General features: G+C 73.5%; 13 protein-coding genes and 1 pseudogene. 11 read left to right on the top strand and 3 right to left on the bottom strand.

The features are described from left to right. Positions 1-15: 15 nt before the first annotated feature. Both cbiQ and AC27L3_RS22650 read right to left on the bottom strand, forming a co-directional pair. Entirely contained in the window at positions 16-780 is a 765-nt protein-coding gene (gene cbiQ / locus AC27L3_RS22655; RefSeq protein ID WP_487235882.1) for a cobalt ECF transporter T component CbiQ, read from the bottom strand. A 1-nt stretch (position 781) separates the two neighbouring features. Continuing rightward, positions 782-1,846: an energy-coupling factor ABC transporter permease gene (locus AC27L3_RS22650; protein WP_487235881.1), complete on the bottom strand. Its 1,065-nt coding sequence runs from the start codon at positions 1,844-1,846 to the stop codon at positions 782-784. Between the two features lie 263 nt (positions 1,847-2,109). On the opposite strand from AC27L3_RS22650, the gene AC27L3_RS22645 reads away from it, so the two are divergent. Then, complete coding sequence (locus AC27L3_RS22645) at positions 2,110-3,054, top strand: HNH endonuclease family protein (RefSeq protein WP_487235880.1); 945 nt, start codon at positions 2,110-2,112, stop codon at positions 3,052-3,054. A gap of 21 nt (positions 3,055-3,075) precedes the next feature. On the opposite strand, the gene AC27L3_RS22640 is transcribed toward AC27L3_RS22645, so the two are convergent. Further along, a complete protein-coding gene (locus tag AC27L3_RS22640; RefSeq protein ID WP_487235879.1) occupies positions 3,076-4,272 on the bottom strand; it encodes a MarP family serine protease in 1,197 nt (398 codons plus the stop codon). Between the two features lie 487 nt (positions 4,273-4,759). On the opposite strand from AC27L3_RS22640, the gene AC27L3_RS22635 reads away from it, so the two are divergent. The 10 genes and pseudogenes from AC27L3_RS22635 to AC27L3_RS22590 all read left to right on the top strand — a co-directional run. Beyond that, positions 4,760-5,881 carry a hypothetical protein gene (locus AC27L3_RS22635; protein WP_487235878.1) on the top strand — a complete coding sequence of 374 codons (1,122 nt, stop codon included), beginning with the start codon at positions 4,760-4,762 and terminating at the stop codon, positions 5,879-5,881. Continuing rightward, positions 5,878-6,858: a DMT family transporter gene (locus AC27L3_RS22630; RefSeq protein WP_487235877.1), complete on the top strand. Its 981-nt coding sequence runs from the start codon at positions 5,878-5,880 to the stop codon at positions 6,856-6,858. The genes AC27L3_RS22635 and AC27L3_RS22630 overlap by 4 nt, the downstream gene beginning before the upstream one ends. 78 nt (positions 6,859-6,936) lie before the next feature. Then, positions 6,937-8,697 carry a dolichyl-phosphate-mannose--protein mannosyltransferase gene (locus tag AC27L3_RS22625; RefSeq protein ID WP_487235876.1) on the top strand — a complete coding sequence of 587 codons (1,761 nt, stop codon included), beginning with the start codon at positions 6,937-6,939 and terminating at the stop codon, positions 8,695-8,697. Between the two features lie 82 nt (positions 8,698-8,779). Further along, a complete protein-coding gene (locus AC27L3_RS22620) occupies positions 8,780-10,390 on the top strand; it encodes a penicillin-binding transpeptidase domain-containing protein (protein WP_487235875.1) in 1,611 nt (536 codons plus the stop codon). A 105-nt stretch (positions 10,391-10,495) separates the two neighbouring features. After that, positions 10,496-11,347, top strand: a complete 852-nt coding sequence (locus AC27L3_RS22615) for an EamA family transporter (protein WP_487235874.1) — start codon at positions 10,496-10,498, stop codon at positions 11,345-11,347. Between the two features lie 62 nt (positions 11,348-11,409). Next, complete coding sequence (locus tag AC27L3_RS22610; protein WP_487235873.1) at positions 11,410-11,871, top strand: DUF6299 family protein; 462 nt, start codon at positions 11,410-11,412, stop codon at positions 11,869-11,871. Positions 11,872-12,104: 233 nt separating this feature from the next. Then, positions 12,105-12,959: a 16S rRNA (cytidine(1402)-2'-O)-methyltransferase gene (gene rsmI / locus AC27L3_RS22605; protein WP_487235872.1), complete on the top strand. Its 855-nt coding sequence runs from the start codon at positions 12,105-12,107 to the stop codon at positions 12,957-12,959. A gap of 200 nt (positions 12,960-13,159) precedes the next feature. Then, positions 13,160-13,621 carry a hypothetical protein gene (locus tag AC27L3_RS22600; RefSeq protein WP_487235871.1) on the top strand — a complete coding sequence of 154 codons (462 nt, stop codon included), beginning with the start codon at positions 13,160-13,162 and terminating at the stop codon, positions 13,619-13,621. 41 nt (positions 13,622-13,662) lie between these two features. After that, positions 13,663-14,583 (top strand): TatD family hydrolase, encoded by a 921-nt coding sequence (locus AC27L3_RS22595; protein ID WP_487235870.1) that lies wholly within the window; start codon positions 13,663-13,665, stop codon positions 14,581-14,583. Positions 14,584-14,676: 93 nt separating this feature from the next. Beyond that, positions 14,677-15,152, top strand: a pseudogene (locus AC27L3_RS22590) (hypothetical protein); the annotation flags it as partial.

Here is a 15,152-nt window from a genome sequence, read left to right as displayed (position 1 = left end):
GACGTCGGGCGGGCGTCAGAAGTACAACAGTGCCGTCAGGCACACGGCCAGCGCGGCCAGCGGCAGCGCGGCCGACTGCGCCCACTGCGCGCGCGAGGCCGTGACCTCGTCGATGACGGGCATCGTCCCGGTGTAGCCGCGGCTGACCATGGCCAGGTGCACGCGCTCGCCGCGCTCGTAGGAGCGGATGAACAGCGCGCCCGCCGACTTGGCCAGCACCCCCCAGTCCCGTACGCCGCGGGCGGTGAAGCCGCGCGACTCGCGGGCGATGCGCATGCGGCGCATCTCGTCGGTGACGACGTCGCCGTAGCGGAGCATGAACGAGGCGATCTCGACCAGCAGCGAGGGCATCCGCAGCCGCTGCAGGCCCAGCAGCAGCGAGCGCAGTTCGGTGGTGGCGGCGAGCAGGACGGAGGCGGCGACGCCCAGGGTGCCCTTGGCGAGGATGTTCCAGGCGCCCCACAGGCCGTTCCCGCTGAGCGCGAGGCCGAGCACGTGCACCCGCTCGCCCTGCGCCACGAACGGCATGAGCAGCGCGAACGCCACGAAGGGCACCTCGATCAGCAGCCGGCGCAGCACGAAGCCGGCCGGCACCCGTGCCGTCGCCGCCACCGCGGCGAGCAGCAGCGCGTACAGGGCGAAGGCCCACAGCGCCTCGCGCGGGGTGCACACCACGACCACGACGAAGCAGAAGGCCGCCGCGATCTTGCAGTGCGGGGGGAGCCGGTGGACGGGGGAGGAGGCGTGCCGGTAGAGCTTGTGGACGTGGCCCGCGCCCATGTCAGGACGTCCCGGTGCCGGCGGGGACCGCGGCGGCGGACTCCTCGGCGCGGCCGCGCCGGCGCCGGACGACCACGAAGACGCCGGTGCCCACGGCCAGCGTCGCGCCGACGCCGATCACACCGGCCAGACCGCCGGACAGGCGGGCGTCGCCCACGTCCTCGACCCGGTAGTCGGCGAGCGGGGAGTCCTTGGCGGCGTGCTCCTTCTCGCGGGAGTCGATGCCCTTGTCGTGGGCGACCTTCTCCAGGCCGTCGGGGCTGGTGGAGGCGTAGTAGCTGAGGAAGCCGGCGAGGACGACGGCGACGGCGAGGCCGACGGCGAGCACCCGGCGCAGGGGCGCGGGGGAGGCGGGCGCGGCGGGCGCGGCCTCGGGCACGACGGTGGTGCCCTGCGCGGTGCGCAGCTGCAGTGGGCGGCGCAGGTCGCGGGCGCCGTGGACGAGGTCGGGGCGCACGGCCATGACCGCGCCGACCGTCAGCGCGGTGATGACGGCCTCGCCGATGCCGATGAGGACGTGCACGCCGACCATGGCCGTGAAGACCTTGCCGGGGGCGACGTCGGTGGTGCCGCCCAGCGCGTAGACGAGGGTGAAGGCGCAGGCCGCCGCCGGGACGGAGGCCAGTGCGGCGACGAAGGCCGCGGCCGTGACCGAGGAGCGGCGCCGCGGCAGCGCCTTGGCCAGCAGCCGGAAGAGCCCGTAGCCGATGGCGATGGTGACCACGGCCATGTCGGTGATGTTGACGCCGAGCGCGGTGAGCCCGCCGTCGGCGAACAGCACGCCCTGCATCAGCAGCACCACGGATATGCACAGCAGGCCGGTCCAGGGCCCGACGAGGATCGCGGCCAGGGCCCCGCCCAGCAGGTGGCCGCTGGTGCCCGCGGCCACGGGGAAGTTCAGCATCTGGGCGGCGAAGACGAAGGCCGCCACCAGGCCGGCGAGCGGCGCGGTGCGCTCGTCGAGCTCCCTTCGGGCACCGCGCAGGCCGGCCGCGACGGCGGTTGCCGCCACGGCTCCGGTGGCCAGCGATACCGGGGCATCGATGAATCCGTCGGGTACGTGCATGACGGCGCTCCGTCCGTGTCGCTCGTTCAGTCGCTTGTTCAGTCGTGAACCGCTCGATGATAGGGGCTCGCTGCAAAAAGGTCGCAAGAGCGTGCGGAATGCTTCTGCGCGCCCCTCGTCCCCCGGCTGCCTCCCCGACTGCCCGGCCTCCCCGGGCTGATCGGGTGAATTTTCATCACCTGCGGATTATGTCCGTAAATGTGGCGCACTCAGGGAGTCGGCCATGCCACTTCCGTCCCCGAAGGGACCCGAAGGGAGACGTCATGCGACGGTTCCGGGAGCTGAGGACGACCACGGTCGTGTCCGCCATATCCGCCGCCGCCCTGCTCGCGACCCTGCCGGGCGCGGCCCGCGAGGGCGTGCCGGCGGCCGCGCGGCCACCGGGTGCGGGTGCCGCGATGGCGCACAAGGCGCCGCAGGCCCCGCAGGACTACGAGGAGACCGCCTGCGAGGGCTCGCCGCCGGAGGAGGGCGACATCTACTCGCGGCCGCCGAAGACCGGCCCGGACTCCTCGCGTCCCGGCGGCGACCGGCCGCAGACGACGCCGTCCAAGGCCCCCGACCGCCCGCCGCACGGCTCCTCGGCGGCCGCCGGAGCCGCCGAGGTCGCCTCTGTCGCCGCCTACGAGCGCCCCCTGCCCCTGAAGTGGCCCCGGAACATGCCGGACCGTGACGAGGCCGTGCGCATGCTGGGCGAACTGGACGTCAAGCCCTTCGACAGCAAGGGCTACGACCGCAAGTACTTCGGCGCGGCCTGCTGGGTGCAGCACGGCGTGGACCGGTGCACAACCCGGCAGGTCGCCCTCAAGCTGCACTCCGACGTCCCGGCCACGCTCGACGGCCCGTGCCGGGTCGTCGCCGGGCAGTGGCACAGCGAGTACGACAACAGGACCATGGCCGACCCGGTGCACGTCGACCTGGACCACGTGGTGTCGCTGCGCAACGCCTGGGGCTCGGGTGCGCGTAACTGGACGCCGCAGAAGCGGCTGGAGTTCGCCAACGACCTGACCGCCTCCCCGGAGCTGATCGCGGTGTCCACCTGGACCAACCGCCGCAAGGGTGACAAGTCGCCCGACCAGTGGATGCCGCAGCTGCCCGAGGCCCAGTGCAAGTACGGCCAGGCGTGGGTCGCGGTGAAGGACTACTACGGGCTCTCCGTCACCGCGGCCGAGAAGGCCAGGCTGCAGGAGGTCCTGGACAAGTGCTGAGCCGCACGCGCGGCCGGGCGGCTACAGCGCCGCCCGGCTGCCCGTGCCGACCGGCGCCGTCGCGGTCGCCGCCTGCCGGGCGGCCTGCTCGACCTGGGCGGCCGTGAGCACGTAGCCGGTCTCGGAGTCGGCCGTCGAGCGGGCGAAGACCACCCCGTACACCTTCCCCGACGGGGACAGGAGGGGACCGCCGGAGTTGCCGGGGCGGACGGTGGAGCGCACCGACAGGACGTCGCGCGTGGTGATGCCGTCCCCGTAGATGTCCTGGCCCTTGGCCCGCACCTCGTTGGCCACGACCGCGGCGCGCAGGTCCAGGCCGCCGTTCTCGGGGAAGCCGGCGACGACGGCGGCGTCGCCGCGCTTGGCGCTCTTGTCGAAGGGCAGCACCGGCGCGGTCAGGCCGGGCACGTCCAGGACGGCCACGTCGGTGTCGGGGTCGAAGTAGACGACGTTCGCCTTGTAGGCGCGGCCCACGCCGCCGACGCGCACGGTGGGCCGGCTGACGCCGGCCACCACGTGGGCGTTGGTCATCACGTGCTCCTCGGAGGAGACGAAGCCGCTGCCCTCCTGGCCGCGCCGCCCGCCGCCGACGTCCGCCACGCCCTCGATCTTGACCACGCTGGTGCGCGCGGCCCGGGTGACGGCCGGGGTGACCGAGTCGCCCGAGGGGCGGGCGACGCTGGTGGCGGGCTCGTGCTCGAAGGGGTTGAAGACCTGCGGGAAGCCGGCCCCCGACAGTGCGTCGGTCGTCCGGCTGAACCAGGTGGGCGCCTGCTCCGGCATGGCTTTTTGCACCGCGCCCAGCAGCGTGGACTCCTTGATCTCGCGGGTCAGCAGCGTGGAGTTCGCCGAGACGAGCACGCTGGCGGCCACCCAGCCCACGAGCAGCACCGCCAGCGAGGCCGCCGCCGCGCCGCCGATGCCGTCCAGGCCGCGCACCGGGGCCCAGGTCAGCCGGGAGCGCAGCCGCCAGGCGAAGCGCGCGGCCAGCGCGTGGCCGACGGCCGCCGGCAGCAGCACGACCAGGACGGCGACGACGGCCGCGGTCACGGTGCCGGGCTCGAAGGGCCGCAGGGCGTACGGCAGCGCCCACACGCCGACGACCGCGCCGCCGAGGAACCCGGCGAACAGCACGACGCTGGCCACCAGGCCCCGGCGGTAGCCGGAGACGGCGTAGCCGACGACGACCAGCAGCAGAAGCAGATCGATGAGGTTCAACGCGGAGCCCTTCCCTTGCACACGCGTCCCCCGGTCGCGCCCACGGGTGTGGACCTGTAAGAACGCCGGAACGGCCGGGGGCGGTTCCCCGGCGTGCCGCGGTTGTGCGCTCGTGTGACGTTTTGCACGTTTGGGGAGGCGCGAGGCGGGATCGGCGCACGCCGGCCGCAGGTTCCCGGCGCGGGCGGGCGCGCGGCCGCCGGCGGGTGCGGCGCGGGGTGCGGCCGGCGATCCGGCCTGGATGCGGGCTTGCGCGACGGCCGGCCGGCGCCCCCCGGAAGAAACCGGAAGTATTGATTCCGAACTCTTTATCTCCCGCCCAAACCAACAAGCGAACACCATGGCCGCCAATCGCCTCCAAGCGGTGCTTTCCCGGCAATTCCCAAGCATTGCACGGGCCATGGGGCTGCTGCAGACTGGGCACCGCGGAACCATGTTCAAGGATTCGGGGAGATTCATGTCGAGCAATGCGTCATCCGCGGTGTCGGTGCACAGGATAGAAACCCCCAACGGCGATGCGTGGGTGGCCTGGGACGATCAGCAGCACACCGACTACGCCTACGGCGGCAGCCGGATGGTCCCGTTCGGAACGCCGGACGAGGAGGCCGTCTCCGTCCTCAGGAGATTAGCCGTCGGCGAGAGCAAACTGAAGAACACCCTCATCAACACCGCTTTCGAGGAAGGCGTTCTCGACGCATTCTCCGAGCGTTTTCCGCAGGGATTCCTGCAGAGCCGCGTCGGTGGTGGCCGCTGCATCATCAGGCCCCGCGACGCCGACATCGAAAACATCCTCGCCGACCCGCTCTCGCCGGAATTCCGGCGCACGATCGAGCCGATATTCGCGGGCATCGGCGCCTTCCTGAACGAGATGGACGGCAGGATCAAGCTCACTCCCGACTTCGGGCGCTTCGCCGGTCTGGCCGACCTGCTGCTGGAGCACACCCCGCACGTCCTGGGCGTCCGCCGGGAGGTGGGCGGCTGCGGAGGCAAGTCCTCCTTTTCGACAACCGGTGTGATCGCCGCCTTCGAGGAGCTCAAGCCCGGCCCCGCCGGCCCCGTCACCCTCATCGGCTCCGACGGCGCCATGGGCAGCGACTTCTTCGACTACCTCAAGCGCTCCGACCTCCCGGACGTCGCCGTCGCCGACATCGCGTACGCCGCCGGCACCACCGCCCGCGACGGCTACCCCGTGCTCCCCTCGCGCCCGGGCACCTTCACCACCGAGTGCCTCGGCCGCGGCGGCTCGGTCGTCGCCAACACCTGGGGCAACGAACTGGAGAACGCCGACGTCGACGCCCTGCGGCCCGGCACCCTCCTGCTGCTGGCGCACAACCACTCCGTCCCCGAGGGGCAGGCCGGGCTCGACCTGATGCGGCGCGTGGCCGGGCGCGACGTGCTCGCCCTGCCGGGCCAGGTGCTGACCCTGGGCGGCGCGCTCACCTCCCGCCTGGAGTGGTTCTCCCGGCAGGCCCGGCCCGGCGAGCTGTTCGACAAGCCGCTGGCGCACGACGTGGTGCGCACGGTGATCAGGTACTGGGTCCGGCGCTGCGTCGACTCCGCGGGGGCCGACGGCACCACGCCGTACGAAGCGATGCTCTCCGCCGCGTGAGGCGCACCCGCGACGACGTGAGGTCCCCGTCCGGCCCGGTCGGCCTCGCCGACCGGCCACCGGCCGGGGACGCCGGCGGGCGCGGGATCACCCCCGCGCTCGCCGGCGGCATCGTGCTGGCCTCCGCCTCCGGCTACCCCGTCGGCGCGCTGGGCGTGGGCGCCGCGCCGCCGTTCCTGCTCACCGCCGGCCGCATCGCGCTGGCGGCGGTCCTGATGACCTGCATCGCGGTGGCGGTACGGGCCCGCAGGCCGCGCGGGAGGCTGCTGGCGCACACCGTGGTCGTCGGTGTGCTCGGCCACTGCGTGCACTTCGCGGGCCTGTACGGGGGCCTGGCCGTGGGCGTGCCGCCCGCCGTCTCGGCGCTGGTCTTCGGCCTGCACCCGGTGCTGACCGCGGTGCTGGCCGGGCTCGTCCTGCACGAACGGCCGCGCGCCCGGCAGCTGGCGGGGCTCGTCCTCGGCGTGCTGGCCGTGCTCCTCGCGCTCGGCGGCCGTCTGCTGTCCGCCGGCGGCCTCGACGCCGGCAGCGCCCTGACCCTGGTCGGCCTGATGGGCCTGGTCTCCAGTGCGGTGTGGCAGCAGCGCTTCTGCGCCGGCGTCGACCTGCGCGCCGCGACCGCCGTCCAGCTGAGCGCCGCCGTCCCGCCGCTGCTGGTGCTGGCGGTGCTGGAGGGCGGCCAGGTGCACGACTGGCGTACCGCGGGCTGGGTCGCGCTGTGGCTCGTCGTGGTCAACTCCATCGTCGGCACGCGCCTGCAGCTGGAGGCGGTCCGGCGGGCCGGGGCCGCCCGCACCAGTACGGTCTTCTGCCTGGTGCCCTCGACCGCCGCGCTGCTGTCGTGGGTCATGGGCAACGGCACGCTGAACGCCGGCGTCCTGGCCGGGCTCGTCCTGGGCGCCGCCGCCTCCGTCCTGGGCCTGCGGGCCACCCCCGCCGCCCGTACGACGACCGCGCCGGAGCGGACGGAGAGCTGACGCGCAACCGGCGGCCGGCCGGCGCCACCCGCGCGGCGGGCCCGCGACGCGCACAGGGTCGTTCCCTACGATGGCGCGGTGACCAGTGACACCGCGACGCCCGCCCCCGGAGGCCGAACGACGACGGACGAGCAGCCGCCCCCCTGGCAGCGCAGACTCCGCCGCTTCGGCTACGCGGGCGGCGCGGCCGGCCCCGGCGCGCGGGAGCGGCTCGTCCCGCCGTTCCCCGAGCCCGGCAGCCGGCTGTGGGAGGCGGCGGGGGCCTCGCCCCACCTCGCCCGGCGGCTCGCGGCGTCCATGGGGTGGGCCGGCCCGCTGGTCGTCGCCCTGTTCGCCGGACTGATCCGCTTCTGGAACCTCGGCAGCCCCAAAGCCGTCATATTCGACGAGACGTACTACGCCAAGGACGCCTGGGCGCTGTGGACGTACGGCTACGAGGTCGAGTGGCCCAAGGACGCCAACGACCAGATCATCGCCGGGCACAGCGCGGTCGGGGACGCCGCCTCGTACGTCGTCCACCCGCCCGTCGGCAAGTGGGTCATCGGCATCGGCGAATGGCTGTTCGGGCTCAATCCGTTCGGCTGGCGCTTCATGGTCGCCGTGCTCGGCACGCTGACCGTCCTGATGCTCTGCCGCATCGGCCGCCGGCTGCTGCGCTCGACCTTCCTCGGCTGCCTGGCCGGCCTCCTGCTCGCCGTCGACGGCCTGCACTTCGTCATGAGCCGCACCGCGCTGCTCGACTCGGTGCTGGTCTTCTTCGTGCTCGCCGCCTTCGGATGCGCCCTCGTCGACCGCGACAAGGTGCGCGCGAAACTCGCGGCCACCCTGCCCGAGGACCCCGACACACCCCCTGACCCGGTCGCCGGCGACCGCACCCGGCTGGGCCTGCGCCCCTGGCGGCTGGCCGCCGGCGTCTTCCTGGGGCTGGCCTTCGCCACCAAGTGGAACGGCGGCGTCTACCTCGCGGCGTTCGCCGTGATGATCGTCCTGTGGGACATCGCCTCCCGCCGCCTGGCCGGCGCCCGGCGCCCCTGGCTCTCCTCGCTGCTGCGCGACATGCCGTGGACGTTCCTGTCGACCGTGCCGGTCGCGATCGGCGTGTACGTGGCGTCCTGGACCGGCTGGTTCACCCACAGCGGCACCTACAGCCAGGCCAACGGCTGGCGCCACAGCGGCTACAACCGGCACTGGGCCGAGACGGAGGGCGGCGCCAGCCCCGACGGCTTCCTGGCCGGCGTGCTCAACCCGCTGCGCAGCCTGTGGCATTACGAGACGCAGGTGTGGGACTTCAACACCAACCTCACCTCGCCGCACACCTACCAGTCCAACCCCTGGAGCTGGCTGGTGCAGTCCCGGCCGGTCTCGTACTTCTACGAGTCGCCCGGCGCAGGCAACGGTGGCTGCCCCATGGACTCCGCCGACAAGTGCGCCCGCGAGGTCCTGGCCCTGGGCACCCCGCTGCTGTGGTGGACGGCGTGCTTCGCCCTGCTGTACCTGCTCTACCGCTGGGCCTTCCGGCGCGACTGGCGCGCGGGCGCGGTGCTGTGCGGCGTCGCGGCCGGCTACCTGCCCTGGTTCATGTACCAGGAGCGCACCGTCTTCGTCTTCTACGCCGTGGTCTTCGTGCCGTTCCTGTGCCTGGCGGTGGCCATGCTGATCGGGGCGATCCTCGGGCCGTCCGGATCCTCCGAGCGGCGCCGGGTCGTGGGCGCGGTCGGCGCGGGCACGCTCGTCCTGCTCATCATCTGGAACTTCATCTACTTCTTCCCCCTGTACACCGGGCAGGCCATCCCCATGGACGCCTGGCGCAACCGCATGTGGCTGGATACGTGGATCTGACGGGTTGTTGATTGACAGGGTCCCGTAGAGTTCCTCCCCGAGGTTTTAATCAGGTGATTAAAACCAGGAGGGGGCAAGGGACATGCGCACTGGCGCAAAGATCGCAACGGGCGTCGCCGTCACCGTCGTGGTGGGCGCCGCCGGCCTGGGGGCATACAACCTCGTCGACGCCGTCGCCAACGGCAACGCCGGCACACAAGCCGACGCCGCACCCGTCAGAACCGGGCCGCCCACGGCCGACGAGACCTCGCGCACAGCCCGCGAGTTCCTCGACGCCTGGGCGGCCGGCGACACCGCGAAGGCCGCCGGCCTGACCGACAACATCCCGGCGGCCACCGCCGCCCTGACCGCCTATCGCGACACCGTGCACGTCCGGAAGGCCACCTTCAAACAAGGCGCCGCCACCGGCACCAAGGTGCCCTTCACCGTCACCGCCGAGATCGTCCTCGACAAACAGCACTCCACCTGGACGTACGACTCCTCGCTCGACGTCGTCCGCGGCGGCGACGGCGGACGCGGCCGGGCCCTCGTCGGCTGGCACCCCACCGTCGTCCACCCCGGCATCGACTCCGCCCACACCCTGCGCACCACCGCGACCGAGTCGCCCAAACTCGTCGCCGTCGACCGCAACGGCACCGAACTCGACCCCGGGAACAACCCCTCGCTCGCCCCCCTCCTGACCGAACTGCGCAAGCGCTACGGCCAGAAGGCCGGCGGCGAACCCACCGTCGCCGTCCGCCTCGAAGGCGCCGAGGCCAAAACCCTCCACGTGGTCGCCGAAGGCAAACCCGGCAAGCTGCGCACCACCCTCGACGCCGGCGTCCAGCGCGCCGCCGAGGCCGCCGTCGCCCGCCGCTCCGACGCCTCCGTCGTCGCCGTCAAACCCAGCACCGGCGAAATCCTCGCCATAGCCGACGCCAAGAAGACCGAGTTCAACCCGGCCCTCTCCGGCCAGACCGCACCCGGCTCCACCATGAAGGTCATCACCGCCGCCATGCTGCTGGAAAAGGGCGTCTCCGCCCCCGGCAAGCACCTGCCGTGTCCCAAGAACGCCACCTACGGCATGACCTTCCACAACGTCGAACACAGCGAGAACCCCGACGCCACCTTCGCCCAGGACTTCGCCGCCTCCTGCAACACCGCCTTCATCTCCTTCGCCGGCAAGATCCCCGACAGCGCGCTCGCCGACGAGGCCCGCGACGTCTTCGGCATAGGACTCGACTGGAAGACCGGCGTCAGCACCTTCGACGGCCGCGTACCGGCGGACACGGGCGCCGGCAAGGCCGCAGCCCTCATCGGCCAGGGCCGCGTGCAGATGAACCCGCTCACCATGGCCTCCGTCGCGGCGACCGTACGCACCGGCAGCTTCCACCAGCCGTACCTCGTCGCCCCCGACGTCGACGGCCGCCAACTCGCCCGCGCCCCGCGGTCCCTGCCGGCGGGCGTGGCCCGCGACCTGCGGGCCATGATGCGGCTGACCGCCGTCTCCGGCACGGGCGCCCACGCGATGTCCGGGCTGGGCGGGGACATCGGGGCCAAGACCGGCTCGGCCGAGGTCGACAACCAGACGGCGCCCAACGGGTGGTTCACCGCCTACCGCGACGACGTCGCCGCGGCGGCGGTCGTCCCCCAGGGCGGCCACGGCGGCGACTCGGCGGGCCCGATCGTGGCGGCGGTCCTGCGCGCCGGCTGAGGCCGCCTGCGAGGACACGGCGCGGCACCGCGCGGTGTCCTCGCAGGCGGTTCACGTGACCGGCGCGACAGCGCCGCGCCCCAACGCGCACTAGCGTCACCGCACATGACCCCCCTCGTCGCCGTCGCCGTCCTCATCGCCGCCGTCACGCACGCCACATGGAATGCCATCGCCCACGGCATCAAGGACCAGCTGATCGCCTTCACGCTGGTCGGTGGCGGCGGTGCCGTGGCCGGGCTGCTCGTGGCGCCGTTCACGGCGCTGCCGGCCGCCGCGGCCTGGCCGTACCTGGTCGCCTCGGCGCTGGTGCACATCCTCTACCAGGCCCTGCTGATGCGGTCGTTCAGCCTGGGCGACTTCGGGCAGATGTATCCGATCGCCCGCGGTACGGCGCCGCTCGCCGTCACCGTACTGGCGGCGGCGTTCGCCGGGGAGAGCACCGGCGGCACGCAGCTGGCCGGGGTCGCCGTGGCGTCCACCGGGCTGGTGGGCCTGGCCCTGTGGGGCATCCGCGGTGCGGGCGCCCGGCCGCACTGGCCGGCGATCGCCGCGGCCGTCGCGACGGGCCTGTCCATCGCCGGGTACACGGTCGTCGACGGCCTGGGCGTGCGGGCCTCCGGCACCCCGCTCGGCTACATCGCCTGGCTGATGATCCTGGAGGGTCTGGCGATCCCCGCCTGGGCGGTGGCGGCCCGGCGCGGCCGGCTGGGGGCGCAGTTGCGGCCGTTCCTCGCCCGGGGGCTGCTCGGCGGGCTGCTGTCCGTCTGCGCCTACGGGCTGGTGCTGTGGGCCCAGACGCGGGCCGCGCTCGCGCCCATCGCGGCGTTGCGGGAATCCTCGATCCTGGTGGGGGCCGCTATAGGGGCGGTGGTGATGAAGGAGCGTTTCGGTGCGCCGCGCATCGCCGCGGCGGGGCTGATGGTGCTCGGTATCGGACTGATGCTGCACGCGGGCTGACGTGGCCGCGTGCGGGTGAGGTTCGCCCACCGGAGCGGTTGATTCCGGTAAGCCTGGCCGGCATGCGCAACCGCTTCCGCTTCCGCCTCTGCTCCCGCCTCTGCCTTCCGGCGGCGCTGCTCGCCGCCGCCGCGACGACCGTTGCCGCCGCGCCCGCACCACCCGTCGCCCCGGCCAACAAGCTCGTCATCGATCCCACCGGCACCCTCGCACCCGACGGCACCATCACCCTCACCGGCACCTACCGCTGCACGGTGCAGCCTCCGGCGGGCACCGTCGTCGTGGCCACCAACCTCGTGCAGCACGGCGCCACCAGCGGCATCGGCGGCTCCCAGGCCACCTGCGACGGCCGGCTGCACACGTGGCGCAATTCCGCCCGCCCCTCCCGCATCCCCTACCGGCCCGGAGCCGCCGAGGCGGACGGCACGCTGCTGCAGTTCCGGCGGGACAAGATGGGCATCACCCTGCCGCATTTCCTCGCCGTCGCCCCTCTCCGCCCCCTGACCCTGATCGCCCGGCCGTAGCCCGTGCCCGACGGCTCATGCGGTGCTCCGTCTGCGGGTGCGTCGTGGCTTGTCGCGCAGTTCCCCGCGCCCCTGACGGGGCACTGCGCCAGCCCACGGCGCCCCGTCAGGGGCGCGGGGAACTGCGCGATCGGCCACCGACGGCCCGCAGTCGACGCGCCCACGCGGCGGCAGCCGCCCGGCGGGCCCCGGCCGTACGGGCCGGGGCCCGCGGGCCCTGCGAGGATGGGGGCGTGACTGGAACTCTCGTACTCGCAGGAACCCCCATCGGCGACGTGGCCGACGCGCCCCCGCGGCTGGCCGCCGAGCTCGGCACCGCCGAGGTGATCGCCGCCGAGGACACCCGGCGGCTGCGCCGGCTGACCCAGGCGCTGGGGGTGCACACCACCGGCAAGGTGGTCTCCTACTTCGAGGGCAACGAGTCCGCCCGTACCCCCGAGCTGGTCGAGGCCCTGGTGGGCGGGGCGCGGGTGCTGCTCGTCACGGACGCCGGCATGCCGTCGGTCTCCGACCCCGGCTACCGCCTGGTGGCCGCGGCCGTCGAGCGCGGCGTGCGGGTCACGGCCGTGCCGGGCCCCTCCGCGGTGCTCACGGCGCTGGCCCTGTCCGGGCTGCCGGTGGACCGGTTCTGCTTCGAGGGCTTCCTGCCGCGCAAGGCCGGCGAGCGGCTCGGCCGGCTGCGGGAGGTGGCCGAGGAGCGGCGCACCCTGGTCTATTTCGAGGCCCCGCACCGCCTCGACGACACCCTCGCCGCGATGGCCGAGGTCTTCGGCACCGACCGGCGCGCCGCGGTGTGCCGCGAGCTGACCAAGACGTACGAGGAGGTCAAGCGCGGTCCGCTGGGCGAGCTGGCGGCCTGGGCGGCCGAGGGCGTCAAGGGCGAGATCACCATCGTGGTGGAGGGCGCCGCCGAGCGCGGGCCCGAGGAGCTGGACGCAGCCGAGCTCGTCCGCCGGGTGCGGGTGCGCGAGGAGGCGGGGGAGCGCCGCAAGGAGGCGATTTCGGCCGTGGCGGCGGAAACAGGTCTACCCAAGCGCGTCGTGTTCGATGCCGTCGTGGCGGCAAAAAATGCCACTTTCAACGGTTGACAATAAGGTAAAGCGCTAACCTGAAAAGCAAAGCCCAGGCATGGTGACCTGCGGCTTCGGACATGGAGCCGCCAAGTTTGCCCCAATTCGCGGGCCGGGCTGCTGCGCCGGCGGCGGGATGGGCGTTCCCTGGATGTGGGGACGTTCCGGTCCCCGTGAAGCGCGTCCAGAGCTTGTCCCGACGGACAAGAGGAGCTGCCATGAGCGAGATTGCAGGAGCTTCGAGCGGTGCCCGGCCCGTGACCCGCGTCCGTACGATTCCCGAACAGAGCGCCGGCGCTTTTGAGCCGGCCCACGAGTCCTACTCGTTCGCCTGCATGCGGTGCGGGCACGCGTGGGAACAGTCGTACGAAATACGGCACCACGTCGACGCGAAGGGCGAGCCGTTCGTCGTCTACTACGCCGACGGCGAGCGCGTCCCCTCGCCGCTGACCCGGCCCACGTGCCTGAACTGCGGCGCCCACGTCGTGCGCATCATGCGTTCCGGGCAGGTCTCGGTCGTCGCCGAGGCCCTGCACCTCTCCAGCCGCAACGCCGTGCCCGTCGACGAGCAGTCGCCCGCCGGCCCCATCCACGACGGCGGCGAGCGGGCGGCGCGGCGCGAGCGTAGCGGGCACCACTGGCACCTGTCGGACCTGCTGCACCCCTTCCACCGCAAGTAACGCGATGCGAGCGGCGCCGCGAGGTCCCTAGAATCGCGGCCATGGCGGCAACAGCATCGAACAGCAGTCCGGCGGATGGCGGGCGGAAGAAGAACGACGACAAGAACGTCCCCCCGCCGCTGCCGGCACCGCTGTCCGTGCCCGTCGCCGACGCGCACACCCACCTCGACATGGCCCCCGACAGCGTCGAGGACGCCCTGGCCAAGGCCGCCTCCGTCGGAGTCACCACCGTCGTCCAGGTCGGCTGCGACGTCGCCGGATCCCGCTGGGCGGCCGAGACCGCCGCCGCCCACGAGGCCGTGTGGGCCGCCGTCGCCCTCCACCCCAACGAGGCGCCCCGCATCGTCCACGGCGACCCCGACGGCTGGTCGCGCCAAGGCGCCCGGCAGCCGGGCGGCGATGCCGCCCTGGAGGACGCCCTCGCCGAGATCGACCGCCTCGCCGCCCTGCCGCACGTCCGCGGCGTCGGCGAGACCGGCCTCGACTTCTTCCGCACCGGGCCCGAGGGCAAGGCCGCCCAGGAACACTCCTTCCGGCGCCACATCGACATCGCCAAACGCCACGGCAAGGCCCTGGTCATCCACGACCGCGACGCCCACGACGACGTCCTGCGCGTCCTGCGGGAGGAGGGCGCGCCCGAGCGGGTGGTCTTCCACTGCTACTCCGGGGACGCCGAGATGGCGAAGATCTGCGCCGAAGCCGGCTACTACATGTCCTTCGCCGGCAACGTCACCTTCAAGAACGCCCAGCACCTGCGCGACGCGCTCGCCGTCGCCCCCCTCGACCTCGTCCTCGTCGAGACCGACGCGCCCTTCCTGACCCCCGCCCCGTATCGCGGACGGCCCAACGCGCCCTACCTCATTCCGGTCACCTTGCGCGCGATGGCCGCGGTGCGCGGCATCGACGAGGACGCGCTGGCCACGGCGGTCGCGGCGAATACCGCACGGGCATTCGGGTACTGACACCGGAATTCGCGACACCGTGTGACGGTATGACTTTGGTCCGTGATGGCGGCTCCGCTACAGTCCGGGCCTAGCCGGACCCAGTGGAGTGTCGTGAGCCAAGCACCGGGCAGCCCCCACTACGGGGAGTACACCCCGTACGCCGAGCCGTACGAACCCTTCGGCCAGCCGCACCTGCCGCGCCAAGGCGCGGCGGACGACGCGGCCGCGACACCCTGCCCCGCGCCCGACGAGACCCCGCCCCCGGGCGGCCGGGCGGCGGCACGGCGCAGCCGTGGCCGGCGCGGCCGCCCGGAGGACGAACCGCCCGCCCCGGGCGGCCGCGCGGCGGCCCGCCGGGCGGCCGCGGGCGGCAAGGACTGGTGGAAGCGCGGCGAAGCACCCCCGGCCGCCGAGCCGCCGTCCCCCACCGGCCGGGCAGCCGCCCGCCGCGCGGCAGCCGCCGCAGCCGCCGCAGGCGGCAAGGAGCGACGGAAGCGGCCGGAGACGCCCCCGGCCGGCACGGCCGCCTCCGGCGAGACGGCGACCCCGGGCGGGCGCGCGGCGGCCCGGAGGGCAGCCGGCGGCAG

The organism is Streptomyces sp. PKA51, assembly GCF_057552455.1.
Note: the sequence above shows the minus strand (reverse complement) of the source record. Positions and strands in the feature narration are given on the sequence as shown.